Source organism: Occultella kanbiaonis (assembly GCF_009708215.1).
GTDB classification, from domain to species: domain Bacteria; phylum Actinomycetota; class Actinomycetes; order Actinomycetales; family Beutenbergiaceae; genus Occultella; species Occultella kanbiaonis.
Window position 1 is genome coordinate 2,432,497 of the sequence record NZ_CP046175.1, and the last position, 19,836, is coordinate 2,452,332.

General features: G+C 69.3%; 17 protein-coding genes. 10 read left to right on the forward strand and 7 right to left on the reverse strand.

Annotated features, from left to right (window positions below):
• Positions 1 to 102 precede the first annotated feature (102 nt).
• The 5 genes from GKS42_RS11235 to GKS42_RS11255 are packed head-to-tail and all read left to right on the forward strand — an operon-like array spanning position 103 to position 5,169.
• Positions 103 to 1,032 (forward strand): MurR/RpiR family transcriptional regulator, encoded by a 930-nt coding sequence (locus GKS42_RS11235; protein WP_231955722.1) that lies wholly within the window; start codon positions 103 to 105, stop codon positions 1,030 to 1,032.
• Positions 1,029 to 1,784, forward strand: coding sequence for a sugar isomerase domain-containing protein (locus tag GKS42_RS11240; protein ID WP_154793897.1), 756 nt, complete (start codon positions 1,029 to 1,031; stop codon positions 1,782 to 1,784). The genes GKS42_RS11235 and GKS42_RS11240 overlap by 4 nt, the downstream gene beginning before the upstream one ends.
• Before the next feature lie 54 nt (positions 1,785 to 1,838).
• The gene (gene ngcE, locus GKS42_RS11245; RefSeq protein ID WP_154793898.1) at positions 1,839 to 3,260 is read left to right on the forward strand and encodes an N-acetylglucosamine/diacetylchitobiose ABC transporter substrate-binding protein; all 1,422 of its coding nucleotides are present in this window, start codon (positions 1,839 to 1,841) and stop codon (positions 3,258 to 3,260) included.
• A gap of 56 nt (positions 3,261 to 3,316) precedes the next feature.
• On the forward strand, positions 3,317 to 4,273 hold the full coding sequence (locus GKS42_RS11250; RefSeq protein ID WP_232848094.1) for a carbohydrate ABC transporter permease: 957 nt from the start codon (positions 3,317 to 3,319) through the stop codon (positions 4,271 to 4,273).
• Positions 4,270 to 5,169, forward strand: coding sequence for a carbohydrate ABC transporter permease (locus GKS42_RS11255; RefSeq protein WP_154793900.1), 900 nt, complete (start codon positions 4,270 to 4,272; stop codon positions 5,167 to 5,169). The genes GKS42_RS11250 and GKS42_RS11255 overlap by 4 nt, the downstream gene beginning before the upstream one ends.
• A 49-nt stretch (positions 5,170 to 5,218) precedes the next feature.
• On the opposite strand, the gene GKS42_RS11260 is transcribed toward GKS42_RS11255, so the two are convergent.
• Positions 5,219 to 6,412, reverse strand: coding sequence for a glutamate--cysteine ligase (locus tag GKS42_RS11260; RefSeq protein WP_154793901.1), 1,194 nt, complete (start codon positions 6,410 to 6,412; stop codon positions 5,219 to 5,221).
• A gap of 253 nt (positions 6,413 to 6,665) precedes the next feature.
• Between GKS42_RS11260 and GKS42_RS11265 the strand changes: the two genes are divergently transcribed.
• Positions 6,666 to 7,685, forward strand: a complete 1,020-nt coding sequence (locus GKS42_RS11265; protein WP_154793902.1) for a TerC family protein — start codon at positions 6,666 to 6,668, stop codon at positions 7,683 to 7,685.
• A gap of 69 nt (positions 7,686 to 7,754) precedes the next feature.
• Here GKS42_RS11265 and GKS42_RS11270 read toward each other — a convergent pair whose 3' ends face one another.
• A complete protein-coding gene (locus GKS42_RS11270; protein ID WP_232848017.1) occupies positions 7,755 to 8,057 on the reverse strand; it encodes a YciI family protein in 303 nt (100 codons plus the stop codon).
• Positions 8,058 to 8,067: 10 nt separating this feature from the next.
• The gene (locus GKS42_RS11275; RefSeq protein WP_154793903.1) at positions 8,068 to 9,000 is read right to left on the reverse strand and encodes an AraC family transcriptional regulator; all 933 of its coding nucleotides are present in this window, start codon (positions 8,998 to 9,000) and stop codon (positions 8,068 to 8,070) included.
• A gap of 73 nt (positions 9,001 to 9,073) precedes the next feature.
• Here GKS42_RS11275 and GKS42_RS11280 point away from each other — a divergent pair, with 73 nt between their 5' ends.
• Positions 9,074 to 10,105: an SDR family NAD(P)-dependent oxidoreductase gene (locus tag GKS42_RS11280; RefSeq protein WP_154793904.1), complete on the forward strand. Its 1,032-nt coding sequence runs from the start codon at positions 9,074 to 9,076 to the stop codon at positions 10,103 to 10,105.
• A gap of 4 nt (positions 10,106 to 10,109) precedes the next feature.
• Here GKS42_RS11280 and GKS42_RS11285 read toward each other — a convergent pair whose 3' ends face one another.
• Both GKS42_RS11285 and GKS42_RS11290 read right to left on the reverse strand, forming a co-directional pair.
• Complete coding sequence (locus GKS42_RS11285) at positions 10,110 to 10,796, reverse strand: MBL fold metallo-hydrolase (protein ID WP_168217809.1); 687 nt, start codon at positions 10,794 to 10,796, stop codon at positions 10,110 to 10,112.
• Complete coding sequence (locus GKS42_RS11290) at positions 10,793 to 12,592, reverse strand: glycoside hydrolase family 15 protein (RefSeq protein WP_154793905.1); 1,800 nt, start codon at positions 12,590 to 12,592, stop codon at positions 10,793 to 10,795. The genes GKS42_RS11285 and GKS42_RS11290 overlap by 4 nt, the downstream gene beginning before the upstream one ends.
• Before the next feature lie 106 nt (positions 12,593 to 12,698).
• On the opposite strand from GKS42_RS11290, the gene uvrA reads away from it, so the two are divergent.
• The gene (gene uvrA / locus GKS42_RS11295) at positions 12,699 to 15,644 is read left to right on the forward strand and encodes an excinuclease ABC subunit UvrA (protein WP_154796676.1); all 2,946 of its coding nucleotides are present in this window, start codon (positions 12,699 to 12,701) and stop codon (positions 15,642 to 15,644) included.
• Between the two features lie 155 nt (positions 15,645 to 15,799).
• Here the strand turns inward: uvrA and GKS42_RS11300 are convergent, their stop codons facing one another.
• A complete protein-coding gene (locus GKS42_RS11300; protein ID WP_154793906.1) occupies positions 15,800 to 16,369 on the reverse strand; it encodes an NADPH-dependent FMN reductase in 570 nt (189 codons plus the stop codon).
• A 161-nt stretch (positions 16,370 to 16,530) separates the two neighbouring features.
• Between GKS42_RS11300 and GKS42_RS11305 the strand changes: the two genes are divergently transcribed.
• Positions 16,531 to 17,184, forward strand: coding sequence for a MarR family winged helix-turn-helix transcriptional regulator (locus GKS42_RS11305; RefSeq protein ID WP_168217811.1), 654 nt, complete (start codon positions 16,531 to 16,533; stop codon positions 17,182 to 17,184).
• A gap of 42 nt (positions 17,185 to 17,226) precedes the next feature.
• On the opposite strand, the gene GKS42_RS11310 is transcribed toward GKS42_RS11305, so the two are convergent.
• On the reverse strand, positions 17,227 to 17,715 hold the full coding sequence (locus GKS42_RS11310) for an OsmC family protein (RefSeq protein ID WP_154793908.1): 489 nt from the start codon (positions 17,713 to 17,715) through the stop codon (positions 17,227 to 17,229).
• Positions 17,716 to 17,748: 33 nt separating this feature from the next.
• Between GKS42_RS11310 and uvrC the strand changes: the two genes are divergently transcribed.
• On the forward strand, positions 17,749 to 19,824 hold the full coding sequence (gene uvrC / locus GKS42_RS11315) for an excinuclease ABC subunit UvrC (RefSeq protein ID WP_154793909.1): 2,076 nt from the start codon (positions 17,749 to 17,751) through the stop codon (positions 19,822 to 19,824).
• Positions 19,825 to 19,836 lie beyond the last annotated feature (12 nt).

Genomic DNA, 19,836 nt, shown 5'->3' on the forward strand with positions numbered 1-19,836 from the left:
CGTTATCAAATCGGGACCTCATCGGGCCCGGAACGACTTGACGTGCCCGGGTTGCGAGAATACCTTTCAGCGATACCCACGGCGTCGTGAGAGGAATTTTCAGTGGAACTGGATTCTGTCGAGACAGCGGACGGCACGCTCCGCATGGTCGAGCGCATCCAGGCCAATCTCCCACAGATGTCCGCGACGATGTCGAAGATCGGTGACCTGCTGCTCGCCGAGCCGGCCGCACCGCTCGAACTCTCCATCACCGAGCTCGCCGACCGGGCCGGCACCTCCGCGGCCACCGTGACCCGGTTCTGCCGCCAGCTCGGGTACCCCGGCTACGTCCAGTTCCGGGTCGCCGTCGCGGCGGACAGCGGCCGCGGTGAGGCCGACGACCAGTGGCGCGACGAGATCGGGCGGACACTCTCGCCGACCGACCCGCCGCAGGCCGTGCTGCGGACGCTGCTGAATGCCCACATCCGCTCGCTGCGCGCCACGGCCGGCACCGTCGACGTCGCCGAGTGCGCGGCCGTGGCAGAGCGCATCGCCAACTCCCGGCACCTGGACATCTACGGGACCGGCGGTAGCGCCGCGATGGCCGACGAGCTCGAGAACCGGCTCTACCGGATCGGCGTCAACGTGCACTCCTGGGGCGACGTGCACGCCGGCCTGGCGAGCGCTTCGATCCAGGACGAGCGCACCATCGCGATCGGCATTTCCAACAGTGGCCGCACCAAGGAGACGATCGAGATGCTCGCCCGCGCGAAGGCGTCCGGGGCGTTCACGGTGGCCATCACGAACCGGCACACCTCCCCGCTGGGGCAACTCGCGGACGTCTGCCTGACCGCGTCCGTGCCGGAGCAGTACCTGCACCCCGCCGACCTCTCCGCGAAGCACTCCCAGCTGTTCGTCCTGGACCTGATTTACCTCCTGGTAATCCAACAGGACTTCACTGACAGCGTGAACAAGATCGCGGCGTCCGCCCGCGCAGTTTCCGGGCACCGTCGGTTCGCCTCCGCGGACCGCAATGATCCGAGCGCGTCATGATCGCCGGCGCACCCGATCTCCTCGCCGAGGCCACAGATCGCCTGGAGCGGCTCGCAGCCGCGGCCGCCCACGGGGCCTACGACCCCGCGATCGACCTCATGGTCGACGCGATCGATGCCGGCGGGGTGATCCAGGCGTTCGGGACCGGGCACTCCCAGGCGTTCGCCATGGAGATGGCGGGCCGAGCCGGCGGCCTGATCCCCACGAACGGCATCGCGCTCCGTGACGTCGTCCTGTTCGGGAACCGGGAGCCCGCCGCGTTGTTCGGAAGCGAGCTCGAGCGCGACCCGAACGTCGTCGGCGAACTGCTCCGGGTCACCCGGATCGGGGAGGAGGACGTCTTCCTGATCGCCTCGAACTCCGGTGTGAACGGGTCGATCGTGGGGCTCGCGCTCGCGGTCAAGGAGCGCGGCCACAAGGTGATCGCCGTGACCAGCCTCGAGCACACCAACAGCGTTGAGCCCCAGCACCCGAGCGGGGTCCGACTGGCCGAGGTCGCCGACGTCGTCGTCGACAACCTCGCTCCTCGTGGGGACACCACCCTGACCATCGCCGACGGCGTGGGCGTGGGTGCGGTCTCCTCGATCACCGGGGCGTTCGTCGCCCAACTGTTGACCCTCGGCGTGGCCCAGCGCCTCGCCGATGCGGGTGGCACGCCACCCGTCTACCTCTCCGCCAATGTCCCTGGCGGCGATGAGCACAACCGGGCACTGCAGCACCTGTACCGCGACAGGATCCGCTGGAGTGTCTGACCCGCAGGCGTCTCGGTAACCTCCGCCGCCTACCCCCCAAGAAAGGTAACCACCATGACCGTCCAACACGTTCCAATGAACCGGCGCACCGTTCTGCGCGGCGCGTTCGCCGCCGCGATCGGAATCCCGACGGCGGGAGCACTCGCCTCCTGCGCCACCGGTGGCGCAGGCGACGACGACCCGACCGACGGTGGCAACACCGGCGAGGCGTCGGACACCAATCCGTTCGGCATGGCGGAGAACACCGTCGTGGACGCCGTCATCTTCGACGGTGGTTACGGCATCGACTACGTCGAGTTCGCCGCTGCGATCCTCGCCGAGACCCACTCCGGCTCCAGCGTGGAGGTGCAGTCCTCGACCCAGATCGCCACCGAGTTGCAGCCGCGATTCGTCGGCGGCAACCCGCCCGACCTGATCGACAACTCCGGCGCGCAGTCCATGGGCTTCAACACCATCCTGGACCAGCTCGAGGACCTCACCGACGTCATCGATGCGCCCAACCTCGAGGGCACCACGATCCGGGACACGCTGTACGGCGGCGTGCTCGCGCCGGGCACGTTCGACGGCAAGCTCGCCGCGATCAACTACGTCCTGACCGTGTACGCGCTCTGGTACTCCGCGAGCCTGTTCGAGGAGAACGGCTGGACCCCGCCCACCACGTGGGCGGAGGCGAAGGAGCTCGGTGCCGCGGCGGCGGAGCAGGGCAAGTATCTGTTCCTCTTCGGCACCGAGGCGGCCACCTACTACCAGACGCTCTGCATCGACTCCGCGATCATCGAGGGCGGGGACGAGGTGCGCCTTGCCCTGGAGAACCTGGAGGAGGGCTGCTGGTCGCACCCGGCGATCCAGTCGGTGTTCACGGCGTTCAAGGAGATCATCGACCTCGGCTACATGAAGCCCGGTGGCTCCGGCACCCAGTTCACCGCTGCGCAGGCACAGTGGAGCAACGGCCAGGAGGCGCTGCTGTACCCGTCGGGCTCCTGGATCGAGAACGAGATGAAGGATCAGACGGCGGAGGGCTTCGAGATGACGGGAACCAACACGTTCCCCGTCACCGCGGACTCGACGTTCCCGGCCACCGCGCTGCACTCCACGGCCGGTGAGCCGTTCATCGTGCCGTCCGACGCAGCCAGCGTCGAGGGCGGCAAGGAGCTGCTGCGCACGATGCTCTCGAAGGAGTCGGCGGAGAACTTCAGCAAGACGAAGCTCGCGCCGACCGTGATCAAGGACCTCGTGCCCGAGGACGGTTTCGGGTCCACCGCCCTGGTCTCGCAGACGGACATGCTCTCGGCCGCCGGCGACGACATCTTCACCTACAACTTCGTCGCCACCTACGGCATGAACCAGGAGCAGCTCGTGTTCTGGAACTCCTTCCTGGACGGGCAGAGCACCGTGGAGAAGCTCACCGCCGATCTGCAGGGCCTCACCGACCGGATCCGGGAGGATGACTCGATCACCAAGATCGAGGTCCAATGACCACGACCGATGCCGCGGACGCGCTCGGCGTCCAGGTGGGTCCCCGGCGGCGGCGCATGCCGTCCCGGGGGCCCCGGCGGCGCAAGCTGTCCTTCGACTACGTCAGTTTCATGCTGGTGTTCCTCGGGCTGCCGCTGGCGATCTTCCTGATCTTCGTCATCTGGCCGTTCATCCAGGCCGTGTTCTACTCGATGACGGACTGGACCGGCTTCACGGCCGAGTTCAACGTGATCGGTCTGGGCAACTTCGAGAAGCTGATCAACGATCCGATCTTCATGCGGGCAATGGGCAACAGCATCAAGATCGCGATCGTGGTGCCGCTCGTGACGATCGTGATCGCACTGACGTTCGCGACCCTGATCACCGTGGGCGGCTCCAGCCGGGGCCAGATCCGAGGCATCCGCAACTCCAGCTTCTACCGGGTCGTCTCGTTCTTCCCGTACGTGATCCCCGCCATCGTGATCGCCCTGATCTGGCGGCAGATGTTCGACCCCTCCGCCGGGCTGCTGAACGGCATCCTGACCGGGCTCGGCTTCGAACAGTTCGAGTCCTACGCCTGGCTGGGCAAGATGAGCACGGCGCTGCCGGTGACCATGTTCGTGATCGTCTGGGGTGCGGTGGGCTTCTACATGCTGCTGTTCATCGCCGCGATCAAGGGCGTGCCGGCGGAGACGCTCGAGGCCGCCCGGATCGACGGTGCCGGACGGTTCCGTTCCGCGGTCTCGATCGTCATCCCGCTGATCCGGGACAACGTGCAGACGGCGTTCATCTACCTCGGCATCATGGCGCTCGACGCGTTCGTGTTCGTGCAGGCCCTGAATCCGAGCGGCGGGCCGGACAACTCCACCCTGGTGATGTCCCAGCAACTGTTCCGGACCGCGTTCACGCAAGGGCAGTTCGGGTACGCGAGTGCGATGGGTGTGGTGCTGGCCATCATCACCCTGCTCTTCGCCGCCCTGGTGTTCGTCATCAACTGGGCGACCGGCGGCCGCGACGAAGGAGGACGAGCATGACCACGCTCACCCGGACCAGTACCCCTGGCCCGCCCGTGGTGGTTCCAGCCAGGAAGGGCGACACTGCAGGTGGGGACCGCGCGGTCGCCACGGTCTCGCACACCGTGCTGATCATCTGGTCGATCATCGTCATCCTGCCGCTGTTGTGGACCCTGCTGTCCTCGTTCAAGACCTCCTCGGAGATCTTCGCGTCCCCGTTCGCTCTGCCGGCGGAGTGGAGTTTCGACAACTACGTCTCGGCGTGGTCCGAGGCCGGTATCGGCGGGATGTTCCTGAACACGGTCATCGTGGTCGGGTTCGCGCTCGTGCTCGTGATGCTGCTCGGCGGCATGTGCGCGTACGTGCTGGCTCGGTTCGCGTTCCCCGGCCGGCGGGCGATCTACTACCTGATGTTGGCCGGGCTCACTTTTCCGGTGTTCCTGGCGATCGTGCCGCTGTTCTTCGTGCTGCGGAACATCGGCATGCTGAACACGCTGCCCGGCCTGATCCTCACCTACGTTGCGTTCGCGCTGCCGTTCACGGTGTTCTTCCTCTACTCGTTCTTCCGAGGGCTCCCGGAGGAGATCTCCGAGGCGGCTGCCGTCGACGGGGCGGGGGAGTGGCGCACGTTCTTCCAGGTGATGTTGCCCATGGCCAGGCCAGGCATGGCGTCCGTCGCGATCTTCAACTTCCTCGGGCTCTGGAACCAGTTCCTGCTCCCAGTTGCCTTGAACACGAACCAGGACAACTACGTGTTGTCCCAGGGGATGGCGGGATTCGCGTCGTCGGCTGGTTACGCCGTCGACTTCGGCTCGTTGTTCGCCGCAGTGGTGATCACCGTGGTTCCGGTGCTCATCGTGTACGTCGTCTTCCAGCGTCAGCTCCAGGGCTCGGTGTCCCAGGGCACCATGAAGTAGCAGTTCTGGCGGGCAAGGGCCGGTGCCGCTGGGGCGGCGCCGACCCTTCCTAAAGACTGATCGGAGTACGGTGGCTATCGCCGCGGGCAGCGCCGGCCCCACGGTCCGACACGAGAAGCCGTTCCACCCGACGGGCGTCTTCGGCGGGTAGCCCGTGGGTGATGGCGATGGCCTCGCTGACGACGTCGGCCAGGAGGCCGCGGCGTTCGTAGGCCCGCCGCTGGCGGCTCGCCCCCGTCCCGTCTCGGAGGATCCGCTGCAGGGACTCCTCGACGTGCGTCGCGTCACCGGCGTCGTCCAGGGCAGCCCGGACATGGTTCTGCAGTGCCGTGATCGCACGCCTCGCGGGGACCGGCCGATGGGTCTCCGGGTGGAGCAGGTCACCGGCCAGGCCCCATCGGCTGGCCTGCCACGCCGCCTGACGCAGGACGATGGCCGGAACCGGGTCCGGCTCCGTTCCGGCCCTCCACTCCCGGGCAGCGGTCTCTGCCAGCGCCCGCACCAGGGCCGCGATCAGCACGGTGTCGCGGGGATCCAGGCACACGTCGGAGACCCGGATCTCAACGGTCGGGTGCCGGGCAGACAGGCGTGCATCGAAGTCCGGGCTGACGACCACGCCGGTGCCCGAGAGGTCCGCGATCAGTGCATGGTAGGCCTGCGCCGAGCCGAAGACCTCTGTGGGACCTGCGGTGGACCACCGGTTCCAGGCCTGCGTGCGGAAGCTGGCGTAGCCGCTGTCGGCGCCGTGCCAGAACGGGGAGTTCGAGCTCAGGGCGATCAGCGGCGGCAGCCACGCCCTGATGCGGTCCAGGATCGCGACGCCCTCCTCGTCCGCGCCGACGCTGACATGGACGTGCAAGCCGCAGGTCAGTTGCTCACGGGCGGTCAGGGCGTACTTCACCAGCAGCGCATCGTAGCGGTCGGTGCTGGTGGGGTGGGGCACGAGGGCCAGCGGCGATGTGGCGAGCGCCACGATCCGCGCGCCCGCGCTTCGGGCGAGGGAGTCGGCGAACGCGCGTCCGGCCACGATCTCGTCCGCGAGTCCGCTCAGGCTGCTGTGCGGGCGGGTGATGACCTCGAGCTGCTCCTGGTGCAGCTCGGCCGTGAGCGTGGGGTGAGCGGTGGCGTCGACGGGCTCGCGGCCCGGGTCCTCCAGGCGCAGCAGGTCCGCGGCCAGGGGCAGGGGAGCGCCGTTGTAGGGATCTACGATCAGGAATTCTTCCTCGACACCAAGGGTACGCACCCGCTAAGTGTCACCGACGAAACCGGCGCCGGACGTCGTTCGGAGTACGCCTGGGGCGAAGCCGCGGCAACACGCCGCAACGGGTGGGGCGCCGGCCCTGCGATGGCGTAAGGTGTCCGGTGTTGGAGGGGAGTACCTCGCAAGCGGTGGTGTCGTCATCACAGTCGATCTCGGATCGACTCGGTGCCACCGGCCCGATTCTCGGGTGAGGGAGACCTCCGGTGTCCAGTACCGCTCACCGGAGGTTGAATAAGTGGATGTCCACCCCTGGGCCTGGGGCGTAACCCTCGGCCTGATCGTCATCATGCTCACCGTCGACTTCGTCGGCCACGTACGCAAGCCACACGCCCCCAGTCTCAAGGAGGCGGCACTCTGGTCCGCCGGCTATGTCGGAATCGCGCTGTTGTTCGGCGTGTACGTCTGGATGGTCTGGGGCGGCGACTTCGGCAACCAGTACTTCGCCGGCTACATCACCGAGAAGTCACTCTCGGTCGACAACCTGTTCGTGTTCGTCCTGATCATGGCCAGCTTCCGGGTACCCCGGGAGTATCAGCAGAAGGTGCTGCTGATCGGCATCGTGATCGCGCTCGCGCTGCGCACCGTCTTCATCTTCCTGGGCGCCGCGATCGTGAACGAGTTCGCCTGGGTCTTCTACATCTTCGGCGCGTTCCTGCTCTACACGGCGTACACGCAGATCAAGGCCAAGGACTCCGACGACGAGGAGTTCAAGGAGAACGCCGTCCTGCGTCTGGTCCGTCGGATCTTCCCCACCACGGATGGCTTCGTGGGGGACAAGATGCTCGTGGTCCAGGACGGACGGCGTCACATCACGCCGATGCTGATCGTGATGCTGGCGATCGGCAGCGCGGACATCCTCTTCGCCGTCGACTCGATCCCGGCGATCTTCGGGCTTACCCAGGAGACCTACCTGATCTTCGCAGCGAACGCGTTCTCCCTGCTCGGCCTGCGGCAGCTGTTCTTCCTCATCGACGGGCTCCTCGACAAGCTCGTCTACCTCAACTACGGGCTGGCCGCGATCCTGGCCTTCATCGGTGCCAAGCTGGTGATCCACGCCATGCACGAGAACGAGGTGCCGTTCATCAACGGGGGCGAGCCGATCCACGCCATCCCGGAGATCAGTACGAACGTCTCGCTGGTCGTGATCGTCGGCATCCTCGCCGTCACGACGGTCGCCTCGCTCACCTTCGGCAAGAAGCGCGCCGAAGCGGCGGCCACAACAAAGGAGCAGGAGCGCGAGCTCGACCCTCGCTGACCCGATCCTCAGTCACGACACACGAATGCCGGCGGGCCCTGCCCGCCGGCATTCGTGTGTCGTCGCGGATCAGTCGTTCTGCGCCGTGAACGGCCCGATCACGGGGTTCCAGGCGCGCACCGTCCGGTGCGTGATGAACTTCGCCCGCTGGAACGGGTCCTGGTCGAGGATCCGGCGCGCCGCGTCCGCGTCGTCGGCCACGACGAGCAGCAGCGCACCGGGCGTGGCGCTGTCGAGCCAGGGACCGGACGCCAGCAGCGTGCCGTTCTCGAGGAGGTCGCGCAGGTAGGCGCGGTGGTCCGGGCGGAGTTCGTCCATCTCGGCGGTGCGGGTGATGTCGTAGGTGTACTCGACGGCGAAGGTAGTCAGCATGCCTGCGACATTACTGGCCCAACCGGCTTCGCGGCGCGCTCGTCAGGCTCTGCCGGTACCGCAGCGGTGACAGTCCTACCTGCCGTTTGAACGCGGTGCTGAACGCGCTCTCGGAGCCGTACCCGAGCCGCGCGGCGAGGTCGCCGACGCGGACCTCGTCATCGCGCAGCGCCCGCTGGGCGAGCAGCATCCGCCACCGAGCGAGGTAGGTCAGTGGCGGAACGCCTGCCACGGTCCGGAAGTGCTCGGCGAACGACGTGCGTGACATCGCGGCCGCCCCGGCCAGGTCCGCAAGGCTCCAGGGCTCGCCGGGATCGGCGTGCATCATGGCGACGGCCGGCCGCAGCCGCTCGTCCGTGAGCACCCGGAGCCAGCCCGGCGGCAGATCGGCCTGCTCGACGTGGGCGCGAACCATCTCCAGCACCAGGAGCTGGACGTGCTGCCGGATCGCGAACTCGGCGCCGATCCGGCGCAGCCGTACCTCCTCGAACAGGCGGTGGAGCGTTCCGCGCAGATTCGTGGCGCTCGAGCCCGATCCGCGCAGGTGCCCCACCGGTGGCAGCGCCTGCATCAGTAGCGTCCGGCCGGCCGGGTTCAGGTCGATCCGACCGCCAACGATGGCGTCGGCTGTGTGGTGGTCGATGACGGCGAGCGGGCCGTTCTCCTCGGGCCGGATCTCGCGAGGTGGCCCATCGCCGCTGCCACCCTCCAGCTCGAGCCAGGCCCGGTTGTTCAGCATGGCGACGTCGCCCGCCTCGAGCTCGAGCGGAGCGTCGATGCCGTCTGTCGTCAGTCGGGCCCGCCCGCTCACGACGGCGAAGAACTTGAGAGGCGACTGGAGCGGTCCTCGCGAGACCCACCGGTCGCGGGCCACGAACCCGCCAGAGAGCACCCCGCGGACGTCGACCAGGTCGAACACCTCGGACACCTGGTCTGTGCTCATGTTCGTACTATTGCGAAGAAAATACGGATCCACAAGCATTCAGAGTCCGACGATGGTGGGCGAGGATCGAGCCATGACCTACATCACCGCGCACCGGCAGCACCCGATCGGATCCGGCTTCACCCCCAGCTCGACGGCGGACGACGTGCTCGCGGGCATCGACCTGACCGGCCACAACGTGATCATCACCGGGGGCCACTCCGGGCTCGGCCTCGTGGCCACCCGCGCGCTGGCCCGAGCCGGCGCCTCGGTCACCGTCGGATCCCGTGACACCGAGCGAGCGGCCGAGGCGGTCGCCGGGATCGAGCGTGTCGAGGTCGGCCGGCTGGACCTGCTGGACCCGGACTCGATCGACGACTTCGCCACGCGCTTCCTCGACACCGGGCGTCCGCTGCACGTCCTGATCAACAACGCGGGCTTCCCCGGCTCGGCCGAGATCGTCCGGGACGCGCGTGGCTATGAGGCGCAGTTCGCGGTGAACCACCTCGGCCACTTCCAGCTGGCGCTCGCGTTGTATCCCGCCCTTCGAGCCGCACGCGGGGCCCGGGTCGTGACCACCACCTCCGGCGCCCAGCGGGCCTCCGACATCCTGTGGGACGACCCGAACTTCACCACCGGCGCCCACGACTTCGGCCTCTCCTATGCGCAGTCGAAGACCGCGAACGTGCTGTTCACCGTCGAGCTGGACCGCCGTTGGGCCGCCGACGGCATCCGCGGGTACGCCCCGCACCCGGGCATCGTGCCGGCCACCTCGTTCAACCGGTCGGTCGGCGAGGACGCGCAACGCGCCATGCACCTCATCGACGGTGCCGGCCGGCCGATCATCGAGCCGGACCGCGGCAAGAAGACCCCCGAGCAGGGAGCCGCGACGATCGTGTTCGCAGCCACCAGCCCGCTGCTCGACGGCATCGGCGGGGTCTACCTGAACAACTCCGACATCGCACCCGTCGACCCGGACCTGCGGCCCGTCGACCTCACCGATCCTGGCGTCGACGTCCCGGTCGACGTGGCACCGCACGCCATCGATCCCGGATCCGCACGGCGCCTCTGGGTCATGAGTGAGCGGATGATCGGCCGCGAGGCACCCGGTGGACAGGTCGGCTAGCGCGTCACCAGCCCCGCTCGCGCCACTGCGCCAGCTGTCCGCGTTCGGCGCCCAGCGTCGTGTTGTCGCCGTGGCCGGGGTGGACCACCGCGTCGTCGTCGTACACGCCGAAGAGCCGGTCCTCGACGTCGTCGATGAGCGAGGCGAACTCGGCGGGCGAGCCGGTCCTGCCCACCCCACCGGGGAACAGCGAGTCGCCGGTGAACAGATGGACCCGACCTCCGCCGTCACCCCGGTTCTCGCGCAGGGCGAGTGCCACCGAACCCGGCGTGTGTCCGCGCAGGCCGACCACCGCGAGGTCCATCCCACCCAGGGTGAGCGTGTCGCCGTGGGTGAGTTCGCCGTCGGCCGGGATCGGCAGCTCGCCGGCGTCGGCCGTGCCGGCGAGCACCCGCGCGCCGGTCGCGGCGGCCACCTCGGCCAGCGCACGGTGGTGGTCGGCGTGTCGGTGGGTGGTGACGATGGCCGTGACCGGCCCACCGCCCGCTTCGGCGACGAGCGCCAGCACCCGTGCGGCGTCGTCGGCGGCGTCGATGATCAGGTGCGTGCCGCCGTCGGCCTCGGTGAGCACGTAACAGTTGTTGTCCTGCGCGGACACGCTGGCCTTGCGGATCTCCAGGCCCGGCACGGCCCAGTGGACGGACGGACCGCCCGGACTGACATGTCCGGGCACGAAAGCTGCGCTGTTCACTCGATGGCCTCCAGGGTGTGGGCGGCGCGCACCAGGGCGAGGTGGGAGAGCGCCTGTGGGAAGTTGCCCGCGAACCGGGCGTTGGCCGGGTCGTATTCCTCGGCGAGCAGCCCGAGGTCGTTGACCGTGGCGACGAGCTCGGACATCCGCCGGGCGGCCTCGTCCGTGCGCCCGATCCGCGCGAGCGCGTCCACCAGCCAGAACGAGCACGCATAGAAGTGATGCTCGCCCGCGGGCAGCCCGTCCACGCCCGTGGCGGTGTGGTAGCGCAGCACGTGCGGCCCGTGCGCGAGTTCGGCGTCGATCCGGGTCACGGTACCGACGATCCGCGGGTCGTCGGGTGGCAGGAAGTCCACCTGGAGCAACTGCAGGAGCGACGCGTCCACCTCGGTGGACCCGTAGTGCTGCGTGAAGCTGTTGGTCGCGGGGTCGTAGCCGTGGGCGAGGACGTCCGCGCGGATCTCGTCGCGCGCGGCGCGCCACATCCGCACCGGGCCGGGCAGGCCGTGGGCCTCGACGCCGTGGATCGCCCGGTCGACGGCGGCCCAGCACATCACCTTCGACTGGGTGAAGTGCTGCCTGTCGCCGCGGATCTCCCAGATGCCGTGGTCGGGCTCGCGCCACCGCTCGAGCATGTCCTCGACCAGGTGGACCTGCAGCGACCAGGAGTCCTCGCTCTCCGCGAGGCCGGCCTCGCGGGCCTGGTCGAGGGCGACCATCACCTCGCCGAGGACGTCGTTCTGGACCTGCCCGACGGCGCCGTTCCCGATCCGTACCGGGGCGGAGGCCGCGTAGCCGGGCAGGTGGGGCAACTCCCGCTCGGGCAGGTCGCGACCGCCGTCCATGCGGTACATGATCTGCAGGTCCTCGTAGTCGCCGGCGACCGCGCGCAGCAGCCACGACCGCCAGCCGGCGGCCTCCTCGCGGTACCCGAAGTCGAGCAGTGCCTCGAGCGTGAGTGAGGCGTCGCGCAGCCAGCAGTAGCGGTAGTCCCAGTTGCGCACGCCACCGAACTCCTCCGGCAGTGAGGTGGTGACCGCGGCCGCGATCCCTCCGGTCTCGTCGTTGGTGAGGAGCCGCAGCACGAGCAGCGACCGTTTGACGGCGTCCGGGTGCGACCCGCCGTACGCACCCGCCGATGCCCAGGCGTCCCAGATCCCGGTGGTGGCGCCGAGGTAGTCGTCGGCCGGCAGCGCCTCCGGGACGTCCGCCCACGAGGGGGTCCAGGTCAGGCTGAACTGGAGCCGCCCGCCGGCCGGCACGTCGAATTCGTCCTCGTGGCGCTTGTCCGTGGCACGGGGGAGCCGGTCACCGTGCAGGGTGAGCGCGTCCGGTCCGGCGACCGCCCTGATCACCGGCCTCCCGTTCGGGTCCTCGGTGCGGCGCACCCACGGCACGATGGCGCCGTACCCGAACCGGATGGCCAGTTCGTGGCGGAACGACACCGTGCCCTCGAGGCCCTCGACGCGGCGCAGCACGTCGGCGCGCTCGTCCTCCATGGGCATCCACTCGGTCACCCGGGCCCGACCGGTCGCGGTGGTGTACACGGTGGTCAGCACGAACGACCCGCCGTCGTAGGTGCGTCGCACGTCGGTCGCGTCCGGGGCGGTGAGGAGCCACCGGCCGTTCTCGGGGGTGCCGAGGAGGTTCGCGAAGCACGCCGGCGAGTCCAGGGCGGGCAGACACAGCCAGTCGATGGAGCCGGTCCGGCTGACGAGGGCGGCGGTGCGGGAGTCGCCGAGGACGGCGTAATCCTCGATCGGCGTGCGCGATGCGGCTGTGCTTGGGCTGCTCATCCCAGCCATTGTTGCCCCTGCCGGTGGACCACGCAGGCGCACGGCGCGCCGAGGCGGCGCCGACACGCCGTCGAACGGTTGTACGATGTCCGAGATTCGACTTACCATGTTGGGCGTGAGTGACACCCTTCTCGTCCGCGGCGCACGCGAGCACAACCTCAAGAACGTCAGCATCGACCTACCCCGGGATCAGCTGATCGTGTTCACCGGGCTCTCCGGCTCGGGGAAGTCCTCGCTGGCCTTCGACACGATCTTCGCGGAGGGGCAGCGCCGATACGTGGAGTCGCTGTCCGCCTATGCGCGGCAGTTCCTCGGCCAGATGGACAAGCCGGACGTGGACTTCATCGAAGGGCTGTCGCCCGCGGTCTCGATCGACCAGAAGTCGACGAACCGGAACCCCAGGTCCACGGTGGGCACCATCACGGAGGTCTACGACTACCTCCGGCTGCTGTTCGCGCGTGCGGGCACCCAGTTCTGCCCGGTGTGTGGCGAGCGGGTCACGGCGCAGACGCCGCAGCAGATCGTCGACCAGCTCCGGGAGATGCCCGAGGGCACCCGGTTCCAGGTGCTGGCGCCGGTGATCCGCGGTCGCAAGGGGGAGTACGCGGACCTGTTCCGGGACCTGCAGTCGCGGGGGTTCAGCCGCGCCCGGGTGGACGGCGAGGTCGTCCAGCTGAGCGAGCCGCCGGTGCTGGAGAAGAAGCTCAAGCACAGCATCGAGGTCGTCGTCGACCGGCTCGTGGTGCGCGAGAACATGCGTCAGCGACTGACCGACTCGGTCGAGACGGCGCTCGGGCTGGCCGAGGGCCTCGTGATCGTCGACCTCGTGGACGCGGACGCCGATGACCCGGGCCGGGAACGCCGGTTCTCGGAGAAGCGCGCCTGCCCCAACGAACACCCGCTCGCGCTCGATGAGATCGAGCCGCGCACGTTCTCGTTCAACGCCCCCTACGGCGCGTGCCCGGAGTGCACCGGGATCGGGACCCGACTCGAGGTGGACCCAGACCTCGTCGTCTCCGATGACGAGCTGAGCCTTGCCGGGGGAGCGATCGCCCCGTGGGCGCAGAGTTCCTCGCAGTACTTCGACCGGGTCCTCGCCGCGCTCGCGGACGACTTCGGGTTCTCCATCGACACCCCCTGGCGGGCCCTGCCGCAGCGTGCGAAGGAAGCGGTGCTGTACGGCAAGGACCACAAGGTGCACGTGAAGTACAAGAACCGGTGGGGCCGCGAACGCTCGTACTCCACCGGGTTCGAGGGGGTCATCGCCTTCCTCGAGCGGCGCCACTCAGAGACGGACTCGGAGTGGTCGCGGGAGAAGTACGAGGAGTACATGCGGGAGGTGCCGTGCCCGGTGTGCGAGGGCACCCGGCTCAAGCCCGAGGTGCTCGCCGTGAAGATCGGCGGCAAGTCGATCGCGGATGTGTGCGCCCTGCCCATCGACGAGGCCAAGACGTTCCTGGACGGCCTCGAGCTCGGCGAGCGGGAGGCCGCGATCGCCGGGCAGGTGCTCAAGGAGATCCACGCCCGGATGGGGTTCCTGCTGGACGTCGGTCTCGACTACCTGTCCATGTCCCGCCCGGCGGCCACGCTCTCCGGTGGCGAGGCGCAGCGGATCCGGCTGGCCACGCAGATCGGGTCCGGTCTGGTCGGCGTCCTGTACGTGCTGGACGAGCCGAGCATCGGCCTGCACCAGCGGGACAACCGGCGCCTGATCGAGACGCTGACCCGGCTGCGTGACCTCGGCAACACGTTGATCGTGGTCGAGCACGACGAGGACACGATCCGCGCGGCCGACTGGATCGTGGACATCGGTCCCGGTGCCGGCGAGCTCGGTGGGCACATCGTGCACTCCGGTGACTACGCCGGGCTGCTCGCCAACGAGGGCTCGATGACCGGGGCGTACCTCTCCGGGCGACGCTCCATCCCGATGCCGGCCAAGCGCCGTCGGCCGGAGAAGGGTCGGTACATGACCGTCGAGGGCGCCCGGGAGAACAATCTCCAGGGTGTCGACGTGTCGTTCCCGCTCGGGTGCTTCGTGTCCGTCACGGGGGTGTCCGGGTCCGGGAAGTCGACCCTGGTCAACACCATCCTCTACAACGTGCTCGCGAACGAGTTGAACGGCGCCCGGCACGTGCCCGGCCGGCACAAGCGGGTCACCGGTCTGGACCAGCTGGACAAGGTCGTGCACGTGGACCAGAGCCCGATCGGTCGGACGCCGAGGTCGAACCCGGCCACCTACACGGGTGTCTGGGACCACGTGCGCCGGCTGTTCGCGGAGACCACCGAGGCCAAGGTCCGCGGGTACACCCCCGGCCGATTCTCGTTCAACGTCAAGGGCGGCCGCTGTGAGGCCTGCTCCGGTGACGGGACGCTCAAGATCGAGATGAACTTCCTGCCCGACGTGTACGTGCCCTGCGAGGTGTGCCACGGCGCCCGGTACAACCGGGAGACCCTGGAGGTGCACTTCAAGGGCAGAACGGTCGCCGAGGTGCTGGACATGCCGATCTCGGAGGGCGCCGAGTTCTTCGCCGCCGTGCCGGCGATCGCCCGCCACCTGAACACCCTCGTCGACGTGGGCCTCGGGTACGTGCGCCTGGGTCAGCCGGCCCCGACGCTGTCCGGCGGTGAGGCGCAGCGGGTCAAGCTCGCGTCGGAGCTGCAGAAGCGGTCCACCGGCCGCACCGTCTACGTGCTCGACGAGCCCACCACCGGTTTGCACTTCGAGGACATCCGCAAGCTGATGGACGTGCTCCAGGGCCTGGTGGACAAGGGCAACACCGTCATCGTGATCGAGCACAACCTCGACGTGATCAAGAACGCCGACTGGATCATCGACATGGGCCCCGAGGGCGGCAACGGCGGCGGGACCGTCGTGGCGCAGGGGACTCCGGAGCAGGTCGCGGCCGTGCCCGCATCGCACACCGGGACGTTCCTCGCCGAGATCCTCGGCACCGACGCGGTGGCCGAGCTGAAGCCGATCACGAAGGTGGCCGACCTCGCCAAGCCGAAGGCTCGCTCGGTGCGCCGGGCGCAGAAGGCCAAGACCGCCTGAGACGGCCCGCCACACCTCGGCCCGGGGTGTGGCGGGCCGGCCTCAGCCGCCCACGGTCGCGGTCGCGAGCGAACCCAACCGGGAGTCGGCGCCGAGCCACACGCCGTCGGCCGCGGTGTGCCGCTCGTCGGAGAGGTGGGGCAGGAGGATGAACTTCATGCGACGGCGGCCACCGATCGCACGGGTGCCAGGGCGTCGCTCCACAGCTCGAGCTGGCCGAACAGCCGCTCCAGGGCAGCGGCCCGGGACGGGGCCGGGCTGAAGCCGGGGTAGCTCGGGAAGTCCACCTCGATGGGCAGCGTCACCTGCGCCGCCACGGTGGCCAGTTGCACCTCGGCCGCGATCAGCCGGATCTGTTCCACCGCGCGGACGCCGCCGGCGGCGCCGTAACTGACGAAGGCGGCCGCCTTGTGGTTCCACTCGGCGTAGAGGAAGTCGATCGCGTTCTTGAGGGCACTCGGGACCCCGTGGTTGTACTCCGGGGTGACGAAGACGAAGCCGTCGTAGGCGTCGATCACCTCGGCCCAGCGCCGGGTGTGCTCCTTCTCGTAGATCCCGAGCGCGGCCGGGTTGGGCTCGTCGTAGACGGGCAGGGCGAAGTCCGCGAGATCCACCAGTTCGTAGGTGGCGGTGCGGTTCGCGGTCTGGGTCAGCACCCAGTCCGCGACGGCGGGGCCGACGCGGCCCGGGCGGGTGCTGCCGATGATGATGGCGATCCTGGACATTGCTGCTCCTGTCGATGGCGGTCTTGGGACCCTTGGCTGCGATGGTGTGACACGATGTTGTCGTGTCAACTTGACGCTAGGAGCGCTCAGGTTGACATGTCAACCATGAGGTGGCTGTCTCGATGTCTGAGACGCGGACTGCGCAAGGAGGAAGATCGCGAATGGATCGGTCAGGACGGCCGGGGACCGTGACCGGCGAGCTGGAGGCGGCGGGTGCCGACCCGGAGGCGGAGACCGGTGAGGTCGAGTCCGCGGCTGGTGACCACGGGGCCGAGGTGCTGACGGCGGCCGCAGGCGGCGGGTCCGATGTGCTGACGCCGGCGGGTGCGTCCGCCGGGTCCGGTGGGCTGACGCCCGCGGAGGAGCGGCTCTGGCTGCCCTTCTACACGATGCAGGTGGAACTCTGGCGGCGGCTCTCCCGGAAGCTGCAGACCGAGGCCGGTCTGTCCGAGCCGGACCTGACGGTGCTCTCCGCGCTCCACGGCGCCCCGGAGCAGCGGCTGCGGCCCAGCCAGCTCGGAGAGTTCATCGACTACGAGAAGAGTCGGCTCTCCCGGCACGTGGACCGGATGGCGGCCAGAGGGCTCGTTCGGCGTGAACCGCAGCCCGGGGCGCGCGGCGGCGTCGTCGTGCTCACCGACGCCGGCCGGGGCGCACTGGACCGCGCGCTGCCGATCCGGGCCGCCCATCTTCGCAGCGTGCTTTTCGACGCGCTCAGCGCGGAGCAGACGGCCCAGCTGGAGCAGATCTCGACCACAGTCTCGGCGCACCTCGGACTGGTGCCGAGCCCGGCGAGGGTGCCCGACTGCGGCTGACCGGCTCCGGCGACGTCCGCAACCCGATCGCCCGGTCGCTCCTCACACGCCCTGGGGTGCTCCGACCTCGGTCGCCAGCGGCGCGTGCCGCACGGGGAAGTTCACGGACCGCGCGATGAAGCAGTGGTCGTGCGCCTCCTGGTGCAGCGTGGCGATCTGCTCCTCGGAGACCTCCGCCGCCACGGTCACCCCGGGGTGCAGCACCACCTCGGTGAACTGCCCGGCGCCCGCGGTCTCCACGCGCATCGTCCCGGTGGCCCGGTCCGTGTAGCCGACCACCACCACGCCCGCCATCGCCGCTCGGTGCAGGAACCACAGCATGTGGCACTGGCTCAGCGAGGCGACGAACAGCTCCTCCGGCGAGTACCGCGAGGGGTCCCCGCGGAACGCAGCGTCCGAGGATCCCGGCAGTGGCGGCTTCTCGCCGATCTGCACCACGTGATCTCGGGTGTAAGAGGTGTAGGTCTCGGTGCCGTGCTCTCCGGCGCCGGTCCAGTCCACGTTGACCGTGTACATGTGCAGCGGGCCCATTGACACACGCTAGCGCGAACTAGTCTTGAGGGCATGGCTGATCCCTCCACGTACCGACCCAAGCCGGGGGAGATCCCCGAGTCGCCCGGCGTCTACCGGTTCCGGGACCCGCACGGACGGGTCATCTACGTGGGCAAGGCGATCAACCTCCGCTCCCGGCTGAGCAGCTACTTCCAGAACATCACCGCGCTGCACCCCCGCACCCAGCAGATGGTCACCACCGCGAGCTCGGTCGAGTGGACCGTCGTAGCGAACGAGGTCGAGTCACTGGCGCTGGAGTACTCCTGGATCAAGGAGTACGACCCCCGGTTCAACGTCAAGTACCGCGATGACAAGTCCTACCCGTACCTTGCCGTCACGATGGGCGAGGAGGTGCCGCGGGTACAGGTGATGCGCGGCGCGAAGCGCAAGGGCACCCGCTACTTCGGCCCCTACTCGCACGCCTGGGCGATCCGCGAGACCGTCGACCTGTTGCTGCGGGTCTTCCCGATCCGCAGCTGCTCACCCGGGGTCTACAAGCGCGCCGCGCAGTCCGGTCGGCCGTGCCTGCTCGGCTACATCGACAAGTGCGCCGCGCCCTGCGTCGGCCGGATCTCGGTCGAGGACCACCGCGACCTGGCCGACGACTTCTGCGACTTCATGGCCGGCAACACCGGGTCCGCGGTGAGCCGCCTCGAGGCGCAGATGAAGGCCGCCGCGGCGGAGCTCGACTTCGAGCGGGCCGCCCGCTTGCGCGACGATCTCGGAGCGCTGCGCAAGGTGGTTGAGAAGAACGCCGTCGTGCTCCCGGACGGCACCGACGTGGACGTGTTCGCGATGGCCAGCGACGACCTCGAGGCCTCCGTGCAGGTGTTCCACGTGCGCGGCGGCCGGGTCCGCGGTCAGCGCGGCTGGGTGACCGAGCGGGTCGAGGACCTCCGGCCCGGGGAACTCGTCGAGCGTCTGCTCGAGCAGGTCTACGGCGACATCGCCGCGAGCCCGGACGCCGAGGGCACCGAGCGGGCCGTGCCGCGGGAGATCATCGTGCCGACCGTCCCGGACAACGTGGCCCAGATCGAGCTGTGGCTCAGCGAGATCCGCGGTGCGAAGGTCCGCGTGCGGATGGCCCAGCGTGGGGACAAGCGCGCCCTCGCCGAGACCGTCGAGAGCAACGCCAAGGCGGCGCTCGCCCTGCACAAGACCCGCCGGGCCGGCGACCTCACCGCCCGGTCGCACGCGCTCGCCGACCTCCAGGAGCACCTCGGCCTGAGCGAGTCACCGCTGCGGATCGAGTGCTACGACATCTCCCACACCCAGGGCACCGAGCAGGTCGGCTCGATGGTCGTGTTCGAGGACGGGCTGCCCCGCAAGAGCGAGTACCGGCACTTCGTGGTGCGCGGCCCGGACGGCACCGGGGCCCGCGACGACACCGAGGCCATGAACGAGGTCCTCACCCGCCGGTTCCGGCGCTACCTCGCCGAGCCGGCCGGTTCGCCGACCCAGGAGGAGGTCGACGGCGTTGCCCCGCTCGGCGTCGACGGCACGGCCGAGTCCGTGGCCGTAGACGAGACCGCGGTCGACGGCGCAGCCCGGGTGACGCCGTCGGGTCCCCTCGATCTGTCCCCGGGTGAGGCCGGCGCGGGCGCACCGAAGAAGCGGTTCGCCTATCCGCCGAACCTCGTGGTGGTCGACGGCGGTGCACCGCAGGTCGCGGCTGCCCAGTCCGCGCTGGATGCGCTGGGCATCGTGGATGTGGCGCTGGTCGGCCTGGCCAAGCGGCTCGAGGAGGTCTGGGTGCCGGGGGAGGAGTTCCCGCTCGTGCTGCCCCGTACCAGCGACGGGCTGTTCCTGCTGCAACGCCTGCGTGACGAGGCCCACAGGTTCGCGATCACCCACCACCGCAAGCGCCGCGCCAACGGCATGACCCGTTCCGCGCTCGACTCGGTGCCCGGCCTGGGCCCGACGCGTCAGGCCGCGCTGCTCAAGGCATTCGGATCCGTCCGCGCGATCCGCGGGGCGTCCGAGGCCGAGATCGCGCAGGTGCCCGGGATCGGGCCGAAGATGGCCGCGACCGTCGCGGAAGCGCTCGCTCCGGAGGTGGACCGGCGGGCCGACGTTGCCCGAACGTGACATTCTGAGACC

Excerpts from the sequence above, each read along its gene's own strand:
- GKS42_RS11240 (WP_154793897.1), top strand. The coding sequence starts at position 1,029 with ATGATCGCCGGCGCACCCGATCTCCTCGCCGAGGCCACAGATCGCCTG.
- ngcE (WP_154793898.1), top strand. The coding sequence starts at position 1,839 with ATGACCGTCCAACACGTTCCAATGAACCGGCGCACCGTTCTGCGCGGC.
- GKS42_RS11250 (WP_232848094.1), top strand. The coding sequence starts at position 3,317 with ATGCCGTCCCGGGGGCCCCGGCGGCGCAAGCTGTCCTTCGACTACGTC.
- GKS42_RS11255 (WP_154793900.1), top strand. The coding sequence starts at position 4,270 with ATGACCACGCTCACCCGGACCAGTACCCCTGGCCCGCCCGTGGTGGTT.
- GKS42_RS11270 (WP_232848017.1), bottom strand. The coding sequence starts at position 8,057 with ATGCTGACTACCTTCGCCGTCGAGTACACCTACGACATCACCCGCACC.
- GKS42_RS11275 (WP_154793903.1), bottom strand. The coding sequence starts at position 9,000 with ATGAGCACAGACCAGGTGTCCGAGGTGTTCGACCTGGTCGACGTCCGC.
- GKS42_RS11280 (WP_154793904.1), top strand. The coding sequence starts at position 9,074 with ATGACCTACATCACCGCGCACCGGCAGCACCCGATCGGATCCGGCTTC.
- GKS42_RS11290 (WP_154793905.1), bottom strand. The coding sequence starts at position 12,592 with ATGAGCAGCCCAAGCACAGCCGCATCGCGCACGCCGATCGAGGATTAC.
- uvrA (WP_154796676.1), top strand. The coding sequence starts at position 12,699 with ATGTTGGGCGTGAGTGACACCCTTCTCGTCCGCGGCGCACGCGAGCAC.
- GKS42_RS11300 (WP_154793906.1), bottom strand. The coding sequence starts at position 16,369 with ATGTCCAGGATCGCCATCATCATCGGCAGCACCCGCCCGGGCCGCGTC.
- GKS42_RS11305 (WP_168217811.1), top strand. The coding sequence starts at position 16,531 with ATGGATCGGTCAGGACGGCCGGGGACCGTGACCGGCGAGCTGGAGGCG.
- GKS42_RS11310 (WP_154793908.1), bottom strand. The coding sequence starts at position 17,715 with ATGGGCCCGCTGCACATGTACACGGTCAACGTGGACTGGACCGGCGCC.
- uvrC (WP_154793909.1), top strand. The coding sequence starts at position 17,749 with ATGGCTGATCCCTCCACGTACCGACCCAAGCCGGGGGAGATCCCCGAG.